The organism is Paenibacillus sp. FSL R5-0473 (assembly GCF_038004565.1).
Taxonomy (GTDB): domain Bacteria; phylum Bacillota; class Bacilli; order Paenibacillales; family Paenibacillaceae; genus Paenibacillus; species Paenibacillus amylolyticus.
In genome coordinates this window covers 46618-62539 of record NZ_JBBORL010000002.1, presented here as the reverse complement: position 1 = coordinate 62539, position 15922 = coordinate 46618, and the positions used below count along the sequence as shown (strand labels likewise).

The 15922-nt window shown below is 37.7% G+C and carries 11 protein-coding genes; all 11 read left to right on the top strand.

Features of this window, described 5'->3' with window-relative positions; all coding sequences use genetic code 11:
- Positions 1-16 precede the first annotated feature (16 nt).
- The 11 genes from MKY28_RS30315 (at position 17) to MKY28_RS30265 (ending at position 15795) form a co-directional block, all read left to right on the top strand.
- Positions 17-499, top strand: a complete 483-nt coding sequence (locus tag MKY28_RS30315) for an ABC transporter permease (protein ID WP_091036734.1) — start codon at positions 17-19, stop codon at positions 497-499.
- Positions 500-565: 66 nt separating this feature from the next.
- Positions 566-952 carry a hypothetical protein gene (locus MKY28_RS30310; protein ID WP_091036730.1) on the top strand — a complete coding sequence of 129 codons (387 nt, stop codon included), beginning with the start codon at positions 566-568 and terminating at the stop codon, positions 950-952.
- A 16-nt stretch (positions 953-968) separates the two neighbouring features.
- Complete coding sequence (locus MKY28_RS30305; RefSeq protein ID WP_091036728.1) at positions 969-1520, top strand: hypothetical protein; 552 nt, start codon at positions 969-971, stop codon at positions 1518-1520.
- Positions 1504-2496 carry a hypothetical protein gene (locus MKY28_RS30300; RefSeq protein ID WP_091036726.1) on the top strand — a complete coding sequence of 331 codons (993 nt, stop codon included), beginning with the start codon at positions 1504-1506 and terminating at the stop codon, positions 2494-2496. Before MKY28_RS30305 ends, MKY28_RS30300 begins: the two co-directional genes overlap by 17 nt.
- A 1113-nt stretch (positions 2497-3609) precedes the next feature.
- The gene (locus MKY28_RS30295; protein ID WP_340938194.1) at positions 3610-4893 is read left to right on the top strand and encodes an S-layer homology domain-containing protein; all 1284 of its coding nucleotides are present in this window, start codon (positions 3610-3612) and stop codon (positions 4891-4893) included.
- Positions 4894-4910: 17 nt separating this feature from the next.
- Complete coding sequence (locus MKY28_RS30290; RefSeq protein ID WP_340938192.1) at positions 4911-8303, top strand: DUF5704 domain-containing protein; 3393 nt, start codon at positions 4911-4913, stop codon at positions 8301-8303.
- A gap of 135 nt (positions 8304-8438) precedes the next feature.
- Entirely contained in the window at positions 8439-9476 is a 1038-nt protein-coding gene (locus MKY28_RS30285; RefSeq protein ID WP_149847067.1) for a hypothetical protein, read from the top strand.
- A 975-nt stretch (positions 9477-10451) separates the two neighbouring features.
- Positions 10452-10799: a DUF4257 domain-containing protein gene (locus MKY28_RS30280; RefSeq protein WP_165789818.1), complete on the top strand. Its 348-nt coding sequence runs from the start codon at positions 10452-10454 to the stop codon at positions 10797-10799.
- A 434-nt stretch (positions 10800-11233) separates the two neighbouring features.
- Positions 11234-11536, top strand: coding sequence for a hypothetical protein (locus tag MKY28_RS30275; RefSeq protein WP_340938188.1), 303 nt, complete (start codon positions 11234-11236; stop codon positions 11534-11536).
- A gap of 822 nt (positions 11537-12358) precedes the next feature.
- A complete protein-coding gene (locus tag MKY28_RS30270) occupies positions 12359-13783 on the top strand; it encodes a hypothetical protein (protein WP_223200063.1) in 1425 nt (474 codons plus the stop codon).
- Between the two features lie 812 nt (positions 13784-14595).
- Complete coding sequence (locus MKY28_RS30265; RefSeq protein ID WP_340938187.1) at positions 14596-15795, top strand: hypothetical protein; 1200 nt, start codon at positions 14596-14598, stop codon at positions 15793-15795.
- Positions 15796-15922: the final 127 nt, after the last annotated feature.

The window sequence follows — 15922 nt, the reverse complement described above, 5'->3', positions numbered from 1 at the left end:
AAGGGGATTATTAAAAATGGGTAATGCACAAAGCGCTTTAAAAATGGCTGCGGGACTTTTCCTGGCAATCGCACTGATCACTACAGCTGTAATTTTGTTTATTTCTGCTCAAGACGCCACCAAAACTGCACAAACAAGTTTCGCAGATATCCAAACAGAGCTTTCTCAAACAGCATACACTGTCTATGATGGGACCACGGTTTCTGGTAGCCAAGCAATCAATGCACTTAGAAAGTTCCAAGACAAAGGTGAATTCGGTATCCAAGTAATCACTGGTAAAAATCCAACTGGCTCTTGGTACTTCAAAACAGTGAACACAACTGTGCCAGTAGGTGGTCAGGGTTACGGTTCGATTGGTACAGGTACGCCAGCAGGAACTCTTGCTAAAGCTATGGATGAAGCAAACAATGATTACGTTAATCCATCCGGAAAATTCAAAGCTCAACTGATCAAAGACAACAGTAACGTTATTCGCGGTATCATTTTTACACAAAACTAATTAAATCACTGACTGGGGATAGACTTACTCAAGTCGTCCCCTTTCAAGTAATTAAGGGTGATTATTATGGGATTAGGTGAGAATACAAGATCTGCTTTGTATATGAGCGTTGCAGCACTTATGTTCATTACTGCTCTAACAATATTTCTGTTTTTCTTTAAAACTGTTTCCGATACGAATGATATGACTTACAAAATGACGTCCCAGTCTGACAAAAGTATTACTTCAACTTTGAAAATACCTACCTCTTATAAGGTTTCTGGTGCCGAAGTTAGACAATCCATATTTAAAATTAAAGACATCGGCGTTGATATCATAGTAGATGGTGTTACTTACTACAAAACATTGGATCCAACGGAGGTTAATGTTTCAGGAATTAATGTAAATAAAAACTATACTCCTACATACGTTCGAGATACAAAGGGCGACCTGATATTATTAAGATTTAATTAGAGAAAGGATGTAGAGGATGGGTAATCCCTTTTTAAAAGTCTTTATGGTTGTAGTGGCCCTCGTACTTATCTTTTTATGGCCGATTTCATCTGGGTTAAATAAGCAGGATGACATCTCTGAAATTGTGGTCTTGAATTCTGTGACTCAGTTTGTAGATTCTGTTAGAGATAAAGGTTACATTACTCCAACGATGTATAATGAATTTGTTGATCAAATGGCACTAACCACAAATACATACGACATCCAAATGGAACATCGCCATAAGCGTTACGACCCAATATATAATGATGCAGGGGTTTATTTGGGTGGATTTAATGTCAATTACGAATCCTTTTATAATGCTCAGATTAATGACAAGCTTTTTCCAAGGAACTCGACCGAGAATACTGAAAGTCCGACTCGTGTTTATAAGTTAGCGACGGGAGATTTTTTCTCCGTAGTGGTTAAGAACACGAACCGTACATCAGGAACCCTCATTAACGATGTCCTTACTGGGACCATCAATACTCCGAATGAAAAGATTGTCATCCCTTATGGAGGAATGGTCCTCAATGAAGATTACAACTAATCTCACGCTAGTGTTCGTTCTCATTTTACTTCCTTATTTCATTATTAATAATATCAATGTAACGCATAATCGGCAGAATGTAATTCTTGAGACGCGTTATAACCATGCCATGGATACTGCAACCCAGGACGCAGCCAAAGCCCTTATTATCAATGGTTCACAAGGCGCTGAATCTCAGTATGAGTTTCAAAAACGACTTAGAATCAATAAAGAAGAGGCAGTGCAAACGTTCTTCAACTCACTCTACTTGAACTTTGATGTTTTTGATAATTCGGCCGGTCAAGGTGTAATCAATAGCTACGTACCTGTTATCCTTATTGTTGGTTATGACGGTTACTACGTTTACTATATGGACGAATTTACGAATGCTACTGGGGAAAAAGAACTTAAGCATGTTTGGAGCCCTAAGAAACCCTATGCTCACTCTGATCAGAACGGAAACACGTTTGGGTTTACACTTGATGATTTTGTCACGGTAAATCGTAATACGGACCAACAATGGTTCGAAGGATTCCGCGGAGAGATTGCAGGTACTGCATCTATACCACTATTAAATGACGCAAGTACGTTTGATCAAGTTAGAAGGGCATCTATTGTCAATCCGATTCAGAAAGATTTGGAACACTATATTAATATGTACAATAACTTTGCGAAACGCAACGGTGTAGCCTACACCTTTACATTGCCCCTCATCAGTCAAGAAGAATGGAACAATACCATTAATGATGTCGGAGTACTCTCTTTTGTTCAAGGCATGCCAATGGGCGAAAAATACTATAATAATTACGCTTTGGGTGGAAGCCGTGTTGTGAAAAAGCCTATTTATAATGGGATTATAGCTAATGGCCGTAAGTATTATTATTCCAGGAATTCATGTACTTCCTCATTCACTACGGAAGAGGTTTTCTCTTCAGAAAAGGATGCTGCAAGTAATGGGTATATTCCACTTGACTGTACTGTTGGTAATAGAAATTAGTCATAGTGAGGCATACTTAATGTGTTTGTCCATTAGGTATGCTTTTTGATTAGCTTCTATTAGGATTTGTCATTATAATATTAAAAGGTTCGCGAGGGAGCAAATAAGTTATTAGTAGGAAATAAGATCGGTCCAGACAAAGTGGAGAAGGTAAGTAGTAGATTTGATGAAAGAATTTCATTTAAATATGGAAGATATACTACATATATAAATTTCAGCCTCTCACTTAGATCCCTGATTGATAACTCGTAGTTATATTTTTCAACAGTGGATCTATGCCATGGGTGTATATAAGATGATTTATTACCAATAAAGGAGATCAGGTTTTACTGTCGAAACTAAATTTGAGGTGCGAATGCCAAGTACACATGATTTTCCTGGAAGACTCGCACCTCGAATTTTGTCGAAACAATGTTATTTGTTGCCTTTTGGTAATAATATATGATTATTCTCATTACAATAACACAGAAGCACGTTATTAATTTCTTGTAATATGCTTGTATTACGTCATTTTTAGCAGTCGCACTCTATATGAGTGCGTGGATTGAAACTCCTCAGCCATTTCGCGGAACAACTTCTTATCCTCGTCGCACTCTATATGAGTGCGTGGATTGAAACAGCCACCGCCATGATTTCCATCTCCCTCAATTCGTCGCACTCTATATGAGTGCGTGGATTGAAACATTTTGAACAACATAGTACAACGGATTTGTTCCTTGTCGTACTTTATATGAGTGCGTGAATTGAAACCATAGCACAATTCACACAATATCAGGCTCTTGCAGAGGTCTCAGTCTATGTGGTTGACAATATACACCATTACCCTTTATATTAAGTATAATTAAATCAAATATGATCTTTTATCAAAGGTCACAAAAGCGAAGCACGCTTAATGCCATCAGGCATTTTGTGTGCTTTTTTTGTTTGGATTTGAAAGGGGTGAGTAGTGTTGTAAATATTCTAAAATATAATAAAGATATCCATTTCTTCCGATATAAAATTATATTGTTCAATATTCGCGTTCCTTTTTGACTTCTAATATGATTGAAGGAACAGGAGCTGAGTTCATATATCACTCAGTTGAAAATAATTTAATGATGGAGGAAAAAATTAATGAAGAAGATGATTATTTCAGGAGTTACTGCTTTAGCTTTGTTGACCGGGGGCGTTGTAGGTGTAGGAGGTGTAGGGAGCTCGGTAGAGGCAGCTCAAGCTACCCTGAAATTCAAAGACGTTCCTTCTACACACTGGGCCGCTGGAGCTATCAACTCAGCTGTGGAACAAGGCTATTTTAAAGGGTACACAGACGGGACGTTCAAACCAAGCTCACCTGTAACTAAGGCTGAAATGGCTAGCATCCTTGGTAGACTCTCATATCAGCCCAATGCTTCTAGCCCAGGAATTAATAATTTCACGGATGTTCCTGAGTGGGCAAAAGGTGGGGTTTCCGCTGCTATACAAAAAGGCTTTATCAACCCTACAAGCTACCAAGGAAAACTGGATGCAAAAGCCTCTCTCAAACGTGGTGAAATGGCAATTTGGTTGACTCAAGGTTTAGCTACAGTAGATTTAGACTACAAACAAGCCCTATCTGACGTAAAAAACACGGTTATACCTGCTAAAGAATACTTTACTGGTAATCTTGCTACATCTCAAAAAAATGCTGTAGCTGTAGCCATGGGAACCGGGTTAATGAGTGTCTATAATGACAAAATGTTTGGAGCAGATCGGACGACCACTCGAGCTGAGGTTGCTGTATTGATTGCGCGTTATGGTACTGTGGCAAAAACTAAACCTTCCAACTACAAGGGTTTGAATGAACTTCGCCAAGTTGGTTTGAAAGGAACAAATCTAAATCTAATTACAAGCTATTTCAAAAAAACACCTGAAGGTAAAATCCTCCTATCTGGTAATAGAAAATACGATGAGGTAGTAACAGATGATTTCTCTAAGGTTAGAAACAAAGAGATTATCACCGATACAAGTTATGCAGATTTGAAGGTATTAAATTGGATCATTATAGATACGAATGTTGCTGAAAAAGATCAGAGTATCTACTATCCTGTTTTTGTCGATGAAGGGGTTAAGCTTCAAAGTGGGAAGTATTTTTCTTTCGTTGAATTTAATCTGAATATTAAATCAAACTCAATGAGTCAACTTCAAGCAGGAGGGCTACTTAATTCTGCAACATTTAATCCATTGTTATCGCCACGATCAAAAGCATTTTCATTATATGGTGCTCCAAAAACAGGAGACTACATTAAAGATAGAGTTTTTGTAATCAAAAATCCTACTTATTGGGCAGAAGGCCTTTTGCATTTTAAGGAATCTACAGCGAGAGCGGTAACACTTGAAACAAAGGAAGGACCAACTTTTAGTGTCAGTTATACGCCATAACTTAGGAGGTATCGAGATTGCGGCTTAAGTCATTCTCTTACAAAGTCCTATTAATTATTTTAACCTTTAGTGCAGTATTAACACCGTACTCTTTTGTTAAAGCTGGTGGCGGACCTGGTGATACTAAACCAGTATTAAAAACATTCCATATGGAACCCAATACGCCTGCAAAGTCACAGAAAAAAGTTATTCCAGTTGAAGGAGTTAAAAAAACAAATATTGGTATATATATTTATCAGCTAGATAATTTGGATTGGAGTGTTGATGGTGAGTGCAACAATACTGTTTTAACTAACGATCCAGCCAAGAATCTCCCAGCTTCTTCATTAGTGTGTATTAACCTGAATCTAGACAAAGACGTATATAGACCCACAAAATATCTAGACCTACAAAATAATCCTTATTCACGATCTGATTTAATTGACGTTTCAAACAAGCCGCACTATATGGATGATACGCAATACTATGATGTTGACCAAAACATGCCTAAACTTGTTAAGGTTATATCTTTTGATGGCTTAAACACTGTTTTTGATATGAAAATAGGTGGCGTTATCCACCCAATAGAAGCGAGGCCATATAATCCTCCTAAATGGTCTGCTGATTACATTTTTAACACTGATCTATACTGGAAAGCATTTGCCGAGATCACTAAAGAAATTAATCTAACCAACGGTGGTCAGCTCCAGATCAATGATCGAAAACAGTTAAATGCAACCGTAAAAACCAAAACCGGAGATGGAAGCTTTGGTGCTGGGACTAATGTGAACAGCGGTAATGGTACAACAACGTGGACCTCTTCCAACCCTTCGGTTGCGACTGTAGGGTCTTCTGGACTCGTGACAGCTGTAGCTAAAGGAACAACAACTATAACAGTATTGTGGGAGAAGGATGACTTTCAGTTAACAACCACAACAAATGTCGGAGTAGAAGAAGAACCCGGTGGTGGAGGAGATGATGACACTGGGGGCGGAGGAGGATCCTGCACCCCAAACATCGGACCACCTTCCCAGGGAACTACGATGAACATGAGTGATCTGGATCCAAATGCGAATGGAGTAATTAAAGCAGACAATAGGGACGCTGAGAAATTCGATGTGCTAAAAGGGATCCCGACATCTGAATCACTTTACACTAATGCATTCGCAGACAACTATCTGTTCAAACAAGCTTGGGCAAAAATGAGTGGTAAAACAACGTATGATTGTAACGTAACGATATCCTATGTAAGAGAATGGACTATACCTGGTCCAGAAGTTTGTCCACCTAGAGGAGCTTGTTCACCAGGACCTCCGGTGAAAACAGGGGATACAGTACCTAAACCTTACAACTTCCAGATTACAAGAGACTATTCTTACTGGAAGATCAACAATCTTGAAGTATACAAAATTGCTAAAGCAACCATGGAGAATTACGCTCTTCCAGGTAAAAAGGTAACCATGACACCTGCTGGCTACACACCACCAATGTTAGAATCTAAAAATGATGAAGCAGTGGAAAGTCATGTACGACCAGCACCAACAGCTGCAATTTCGTATACACCACCAAAATTAACAGGGGGATTGAATTCTCCACCAGATGTACCTGATGACACTGGACGTTTAAAAGGTATGGCTGAAACAAACACGCCACAAAGTAAAGTAAACAATGACCTAGTAAGGTTTAACAATGCTAAGGTTATGGACGATGCTGAAGCTACTAAAGATGGTCCAACTCCATCAAACATCCCTAATCCAACAACCATTGGACGAGATGTTCTGTATAAGCCAAATAACATGATTAGTAAAACATTGCTTAATGATCTAAATACCACTAGTTCCGGGGACATCTACTACGACTTGTTGCCTGGCAACATCAACGGTGGTGCAAACAAAGTGTTACCGATCAATGGAATCAACACTGTTACAGTACATACTCCAACAGTTATCTATTCCAATGCATCAGACGACAAAGAGCACAATCAGCGGACAAAGCCCGATGCGTCACGTCGTGCATTTATTTTAGATCGTCCATTCACTGTAAGTCTTCCTACAAGTGGGCAGCACCGAAACATACTTGGTTATGGCAACAGGGATTACGCAAAGTACATCAAACTCAAGCAGGTTCTCTTTGAATTCGATGTGTATACAGCTGACAAATCTACATTCTATCCTGCGAACACATGGATTGATGTCCCTGTAAGTCAGATCGAGAAAGCATTCTATTTACCCTTATGGGTAGAAGAAGGAAATTATACTGTGTCCTATAGATCCTTTGCTGAAAATTCACCAGCCACCGGATTTACATGGGAGGACAAGGCTAACCTTAACCTTGTGAATCATGTTGCTGTAAATACAGTTCCTGTACAGGTTATTGGACGTGTGTATGATTTCAGAGTAACTGATATTGCGGACCCGAATTGGGAAACTGTATTCCGGACAGCAAAAGGCAGCAGTACTTCAAAAGGGACATCCTATTGGGTCGGCATTAAAGGGATTGATGGGGGATCGAACGGTTCATTCTCTCCTTATCAATTGCCTATTCGGAGAGGAAGTCATCCATTAGCGAACTTTAAAAGCGTTGCGGTAAAGACCGGTTACCATTTCAAGTTTGATCTGAAGACGAAGGGAAATATGTATGGAGATAAGGATGCTATCCGAATCACACCAACATTCTACTTCCAGGATAATAATGCGAGTACAACCGCTAAACGGATACCTGTTGATCTGTATTATCATTCAGACAAACAGAAATTTGTTAAGATCGGATCGAGTGCAGATGTAGAGCGTAGGAACATTACACTTAACACTAGACTTCGAAATGTACCTTATGCAGATATCGTGAATTCTGCCGGATCCGTTTATGATCTGAATACAGGCTGGTCAGTGACGCGAAATCAGTATTTGAATTCATATCTAAAACGTGCTAAAGAAGCCACGTATGTTGGAGGATATGATGTTCAGGTCCTGCCTTCGCCACTTCGGACCTTCATTAATACATTTGACCGCCCAAACAATGCAAACGCCACACCAGCGCGAGTAAATGCATCGGTTCAACAATGGTATGGTGAATATAGTTTACCTGCTGCTGTATATGTTGTACCGGCTGGAACCGATTTAGCAACGTATGGTAAAAAGAATCGATTGGATGAAAAGTCACCTATCTTCTTAAAAAACGGTTATATCACGGTCAACTTCAACATTGAGACCATTCGAAATGCAGATTTGAATAATCCATATCTTCAATATATTCATGGTCCATTGAACAACCAATGGTGGGACATGGAGGGTTATGACGGTACAGATGGTTCGCGTGACCACAAGATCACTGATCCGTATGGAGTTCAATTCCTTCTAGAGGATGGAGATGTAATGTACTACGACGCGAGTAAGAGCTCATATGATGACTATACTCCTAACGGTACACATTAGAAGATCTGTCTGCATTGTGAAACAGTTTTGTATCATTTATAATGAAGTTAATCAAATACACAATTAAACGGAAGCACCGTCATCCTAAGGATACCCTTATGGATTGGCGGTGTTTTTTTATTGTAGGAGGCATTTATGAATAAAAGCATTCAAAAACCTTTAGTCATGGGAAATTACTACTATGGAGATGGAGAAATGGCTTGGGCATGGTGGCAATATAATCAAGCTGAACTAGCAATTATAGGCGATAAAACACTCTCACCACGTAGGCAGCTTGTTTCCCATATCACGAATGAAATTAGCAAGCGAGATCCTCAGGCAGTTTTTATGATTTCAACAGAGGCTCCTCAGCTTGGCGAGGCATGTACAATTGAGTCTATTCCATGGGTGGAAGGCTATCCCGATCCACCTGAATTCTTCGAGGATCGAAGTGTATTTATTGAAACCAGACACTTTTTTTCGAACTCTTATTTCAACCTGTTGGCAAAGATACTAGATGTCCCACGAAGCCAACTATTGCCACCCATTAGTTTTAAACCGCATATTGAGGGACCACTACAAGGTTACAAGAGAGCTATTGAGTCTCTTAGCGATGATGTGATCTATAAAGAATTGCTTATGGATCACCAGTTAAAGATCGGAAAGATCCCTTGGGTTCAATTGAAGGATCACGGAAAAAGATATTACATTGAAGCTACGGGGAGTGTTTATGAACAGGCACTATCCTTTCTAACTGCTGCTTGGTCTTTCTGGAGCATGACCTGTCAAATGGATGATCCTCAACAAATGTTACTAGTCGTTGAGTTACCAAAAGAATTACTTCGTCATGATGTAGATCCAGTAATTGAAAAGATAGTCATAGAAACTTTGAAAATTTTGAAATATGTTTCGATCGTCACCACAACTTCTATTATTCTCTCATCAGAAATGTTGTATCCTGCACCTGAATTGAAGCTACGCTTCAAGTTGTTTTTTCAGACAGAGGACTCTGATATCGATCTTAATCACGAGAGCGTAAAGAATGTAATTGATCCTGAGTTACTTCAAGAATGGAAGAATGGAAATCCTAACGTGGGTTTATGGATGGATGACGTCACCAGTAATCCCGATGACACTAGAGTCGTTGTAAAAGTAGGAGATCAGAGACCATTTTTCTGGGATGATTATGAATAACCTTGAACAGGTTATTCCTGACCTCTATTCTAGTTTTTGACCTTCATTACGTGATGGGATAGAGCTTAAATGTAGCAATTCATCCTTAAGGTGTTATTGTTATACAATAACGGAAGAGTACAATGAATTTCTTAATCTTTTTGATTACTTTGCCTCCACAAGACTGTATGCAAAAGTCACTCTGCAGTTAACCACATGTTGCTGGGGGAGTCTCACTTTTAAGCCTTTTGTCAAACAGAATAATTGATACAAAATCTATGTGTTGACCATTTCGTTTGCAAAGGTTGAACAAGTGTACACTCACTTAGAGAACAAGATCTATGCTCTCATACAAATCAACTCTTGTGCTGATGCTCATTCACTGGAGATTCATGTATATGTCATTGGCCTGTGAATGGGAGTCCATTGAACCTATACTAATTAGGGAATCTGATGAAAACGAGTAAGAACACCTTAGTATAGCAATTAAGTCGTCAATATTGGCGGCTTTTTTGCAGTTGAGTATTTATAAAAGATTTTTAGACGGTTAGTATAAGTATGAAATATTAGGATCTGTCTAAAGAATACTAGATCACGACCTATAATCAAGTAACCCTTACTAAATTTTTCTATTATTTTATTACTAATGAAGATACTAACCTGATTAAAAGTTGTTGACAATCATAGCAGTTGGGACAAGGTCTAAAGTTTAATAACACGTTATTTTTATGTAGAAATTATTTATCATATGAAGTATAATAGAGGTATATCATTTACTTATATCTTAAACTTTCGGAAGGTCAGGCGACTATCCGCATTCTAAAGATCTATTGGATCTATTGACTCGAGTTTTTTACTTGTGTCTTAATTTTAGAATCGGTTGTTGTTCTGGCCTTTTTTTGTTGAGATTTTTAAATGTATCCCACCAGGATGAGTGTAAATCACACTACATTTTGGTGGTTTTTTTATTTATCCAATTATAAAGGAGAGATTCTAATGGAATTATTAATTGCTTTTCTCGTCGGAGGTATGACGAATCTGGCTGTTGCGTCTAAAATGGAAGGAGGTACTTTACTACCCTACGTTAAAAAGGTGGGTAAAAAACGTTTTTTTGTTCCTGGCCTGCTAGTTGATTTTTTCATCGGTGGAGCAGCAGCACTTGCAGCATTCTCCTTCTTTGAACCAGTTGGTTATGCTAAAATTGTCGGTACCTCTGTGCTTGCAGGGTTTAACGGTTTAACGTATTTGGCAAAAAATGCTCTAAGCAAAGCAACAGATACTGACTTAAAAGCCATTGATGAGGAATACCAAAAACTTGTTGGTGGCAAAGATGAGAAGAAGTGAATGGTTTCTTTATGGCGTGTGTGCATTAAGGTACATACGCCCAATACGTCTCACCAATAACTTTTCCGAGGTGTGCATATAATGAATGAAACTAAATCAATTACGAGAGAAATAGATGAACTTAAAGAATTAATATACAGAACATACTATCTATATATAAATTCTACGAATATAGTCATTAAGGCTGAATGTGAAGAACGATTGCAAAAATTGTTTATACATAAAAGTGAACTTGAGCATTTAGTTATGGCAGTACACTATATTGCACGAAAGAAAAAAAAGACATCGAGTCAGAAACCATGCGTCTATCGAGCATTACTGAAGGTAGGACCGTTTACTAATTGAGAAGAAGCCTAAGCAAATTTGCTTAGGCTTTTTTTGTTTTTGTGGGAGAAATTAGTCTGTGATATGATATTAATATAGGAGGGATTCACATGGAAAATAGCTCATCTGTTAACAAACTAATTGAAACAAAAACACTAATGGCAAAGATACTTCGACTATATTATCTAACGGATAGTATTGTTGAAAAAGAAGAATTGCAATTGAAGTATACTGAGTTGGAAACACAATATCAGCAATATAACGAAGAGTCGTTGTCTGAAATAGAGAAGGCTCAGCTAGAACGATTAAATCACTATACTGAACTCTATGAAGAGTACCAAACAACAAGTAGTATTGTTCGGAAGGCTGAGATTGAAGAAGTTTTCAAGAATATTGAGGCTAATGATGGTTAATAAGTAACGTTGCTTTGGAGACATCCAATACCCTAGTAGATGCAACTATTCTAAGAATGAAGTAGATTGTTTTGTTAGGAGTGTTCACTACTCAGAAAACAAAACCAGGTTAAGGTATTTGAGTTTGATATACGATTCACACACCATAATGCAATACCATTTGAAGTCGCACTAAAGAGGATTTACATGCGGTTACATAGCAAAATTTGTAGGAGGGGCGACCAATTTGTTGGTCGCCTCTTATTTCTAAACTCTCAGTTATCTGGACTAAAGGCAATAAAACGTGCAAGACATATATGAAGTGTCCAATATATTCTCTTCCTATAGCCATGTCAGTATGATTTATTTGTTCTCCTAAAAAGAGTTTCTATATGGGTTAATTCATCTAAGATTATATATTATTAGTAACATAAAAAATTGAAAGTGATTGTACAAATATAAGTGGAGCAATCAATTAGAAATAAGACGTTATACCGTTTTCTTTTACTTTTTGATTAGTACTTCCATAACTCCAATCTCTTCTCGCAACTACAATAGAAGGTGTCTTTCAGCTTTGGTTCCCTTAGGATTTATATTGATTTTTTATGGATCGATATGATGAAAATTAGTGACAGTTACAGCGGTAAGTTCAAACAAACTAATTTTCTGAAAGGACCCAAAGTGTGAATAGCTATTATATTCACACTTTGAGTGTCTGTGAGGCTCTTTGACTACGTCGAATCGTATTTTGGAACCAAAAAACTGGGACCTATATTGATTTTTATTCCAATATATAATCCAAGAGTTTCTATGTTATGATAGTGCTGGAGGTGAGTAGCTTTGATGGAAGAGCATATACCGCAATATTTTATCAATCAAGTTGTTGATGAGTTAGGCCTTAGATGTGAAGAGCTCTATAATAAACTTAATGAAGGAAACATCAGGGATTTCCTGCATGACATCATTTCTTCTGAGCTCACACCTGCCAACATACATGAGGTAAGAAGGAATACATTTAAAGAACTTCAAAAAACAAAGAAACGATGGCTCAAGTCTCTTCAAGAGCTTTCAAATATATCTAAAGTAAAAAACAAGCGTGTTGAAGTCGTCAAGGAACTTGACCTTGCCAATGAACTCATTGAGATGTATGGCATGGAGCAATTCATAAAAATTTATGAAGTTAATACGCTAGAGGAGTTAAATGCAAAACGAGTCCAAGAAGTCAAAACATGGGCAAATGACAAAACGTCAAGACTCATTGATTACCTATATATTAAAGACAAAACGCCTTTACAAATAAAAAAGGCAATTAAATCAGATACGATTGTAATCATCGCAGACATACTTATAAAAAATTTCGACGGGAACATCAACAAAATAATCATTGATCAACCTCTGGTATATACGGATCATGCCGCTGTAAATCCAGGATGGTCACGTATGAAATTAACCAAGAAAAGTGTAATCATCGATAACAAGTTACATTATATCAGTGAATATCAACCTGATGAGAATTATTCATTACTGACACTTGTGAATCAAGAAATCATTAATGAAGACCAAATTTTGCGTGCCATCGATGAAACGGATTCAAAATTGTTTAGAGCCGTACTCTCGATGCGAGATCGTAAACTATTTTTCGAAGAGCGCAAAATATACGTAACGATCGGGGATTTAGTGAGAAGAACTCATGGTTCTGATAATAAAAGTAACTATCTTTCCGTAAAAAGCCGTTTGACTAAACTCGCTAACGTTAAATTTAATGTCATCTCGGACAATGAAACACTCGTATTTGGTATTTTCGATCGACTGCATATTACTGAATTCGGTGACGGGGAAATGGCAGAGATCACTATTGCAGAGGATATTCACCAAAATTACATGATGGGCCAGGTCGTTCGTGCGTACAGTGATAAGTTAATTCATTTTGAAAATCGGATGTCTGAGCATTTAATCTTCCCTTTGCAGAAGGAAAGATTTCTTTGTTACTTACGCCAGCAAGGATATACTGCTGAATTCGATTACACATACTTTATCCACAAAATACAATTTCGCAGTAAAAGGAAAGATATCAATCTCTCATTTATTGAAGAGTGTTTAAATGACTTTGTTAACCATGGAGTCACCGTTGAGTCATATGTACGAAAGAAAGATGTTTTTCACATTACTTTTCTCCCGGTCAAACCTTACGAAGCTGAGGATTTGCTAGGGAATCAACAAATCAATCATTTTATGAATGAGCCAGAGCAACTGACCTTACCCTTCTAATATTCACTCAATAGAGTTAGATAACTAACTCTATTTTTATTTCCCCCAAATCTCCGCTCAAAACTTGGGGGAATTTTTTAAAATGGTACAAAAATTACTCCAAATCTCCGCTCGATCCTAAAAAAATCCCCATATCTCCGCTGGAAAAAGGTTTCTTACCTAAATCTCCGCTCAATATAAGCGAAGTTCGCATTTCTATCTTTATTTTAAAGACAGTTGGGGGAAAAAAACTAGTTTTTGAAGTGTAAAACAGTGAATAATTCCCCAAATCTCCGCTTAACTTTGATAATTCAATATATAAATCGCTAATGGTGTTAAATAGTAAGATAAACTTCTCCAAATTTCCGCTGTACATATAAGAAAATAAATTTTTTGAACTATTTTGCCCAAAAAACACTGTTTGAGTAGGGGTTCAGAAATAATTCTCCAAATCTCCGCTCTATTGATAGACCTTATACTTCAAGGGATATTCCATAAATCCCCCAAATCTCCGCTCAACTTACCTCTATTTACCATCAATTTTTTCGGTGCTATAATTGCTTAAAGCTTAGAAGATCTATTAATACATAAACGAATTACTCGAAATTAACTGTCGAAATAAAAATCAGCATAAAAAAAAGAACCCAACCACAAAGTTCTACTAAATGGCTAAGTTTGGCGACCTGGCATTTAGATAGAATTCGAGAAATCGGGTCTTGGTCTTGCTTCTTAAATGGATATGCCTCAATTATAGCATGTCTTTTTCAGAAAAAAAAGCCAAAACCTCTTATTTCCCATACCATTTTCCGGTTGGATTTAAGGAGCGGCACACTATGAAACACCATCCTGATCTATTTGATGCACGGACACTCCACAATGATACTCGTTTGTTATTCAAACTTAAATTGCTGCTCGGTACAATTTGTGCATATGGTGGGGAAGTTCCGCTTCCCATAACAGCACTTGCAAAACGTATGGGCACCTCCACATACCGTATCCGAATCCTTCTTAATAAGTTAGAGTTTGAGGGCATTGTTCACTACAATGATTCTGGAAACCTGTTCTTTAATCGATACGTCTTTGTTAGAGATCAAGCAGAGCCTTCCCAAGAAAACCTCTATGCGAAGAACTTTGCATTTTTCAATTGCGATGAGTTCCTATCTGAAGATCGCAATGTTCAACGGTTTGTTCTCCATTATGTCGGTAAAGAATTGATCTACATCCCAGGAAACTTTCGCTGGGGTTATATTAATGATCTTTATGGTCCAACTGGGCTTCTTAATATTCGAACGCCTAAGGAAGCGAAAAACATTCTTATCCAAGCTTCCAAGTATCTGAAAATTAAAATACATACAGAAAACTATCAAGTACTCCATGTTCATCAAAAATGGATCGATATGGGGGAAGTCTATTCTGAGGGTGCTGAGCTGTGGGTCTTTAAACAGCTTAAAAAGCATCGTTTTTGTTGTGACTTTCTATCACGCAAAGCAGTGTGGCAGATCGCAAAAGTCATGGAAGACTACTATGCTAAATTTGGCTATGAATATGCCACTGAGATCTTTGACACAGCTCTGTTTAATATTCAGCTAAATAAGATGCGCTCTCAAACCTTCTTCAATATGATATATCGAGAAGACTCTGAGTATATTGTTAATGATGATAAGAATGAATTAGATGAGATCAGTGCCTACTTTCGGTCTGTGATGGAATCAGCCGAGCTGAAGTATGCAGTACAGCTATCCATGGACCTTGAAGTAGTACACCAGAAGAAACACATGGCAGAAACTCAGCTTTTTGTTAATGATGCACTCTCAGCGTTGAATCAAGATCTGATTGTCACAGCAGAGGAACAACAACGCGAGATTTGGGATAAGCTACGTCTGCTACATAACTGCTGGCTTAGTCGCTTTAGACAGAACCCTGAATGGTTCGCTCAACGTTATTACCAGATAAAAACCTTACCCGCACCTATTCTAGAGATCAAACTTGAGATCGAAAAATTTATTTCAAAACAAAAAAATAATATAGTCTAATTGGTCTAATTTGTAATCAAAGTTAGGCTTCTTTAAGTTGTTTTGAATCCTAATCCATCTAAATTTTGATGCAGTGACTTCTACAAACCGTAGAGTGACTGCTATTTGTCATGAGATAAAATGAATA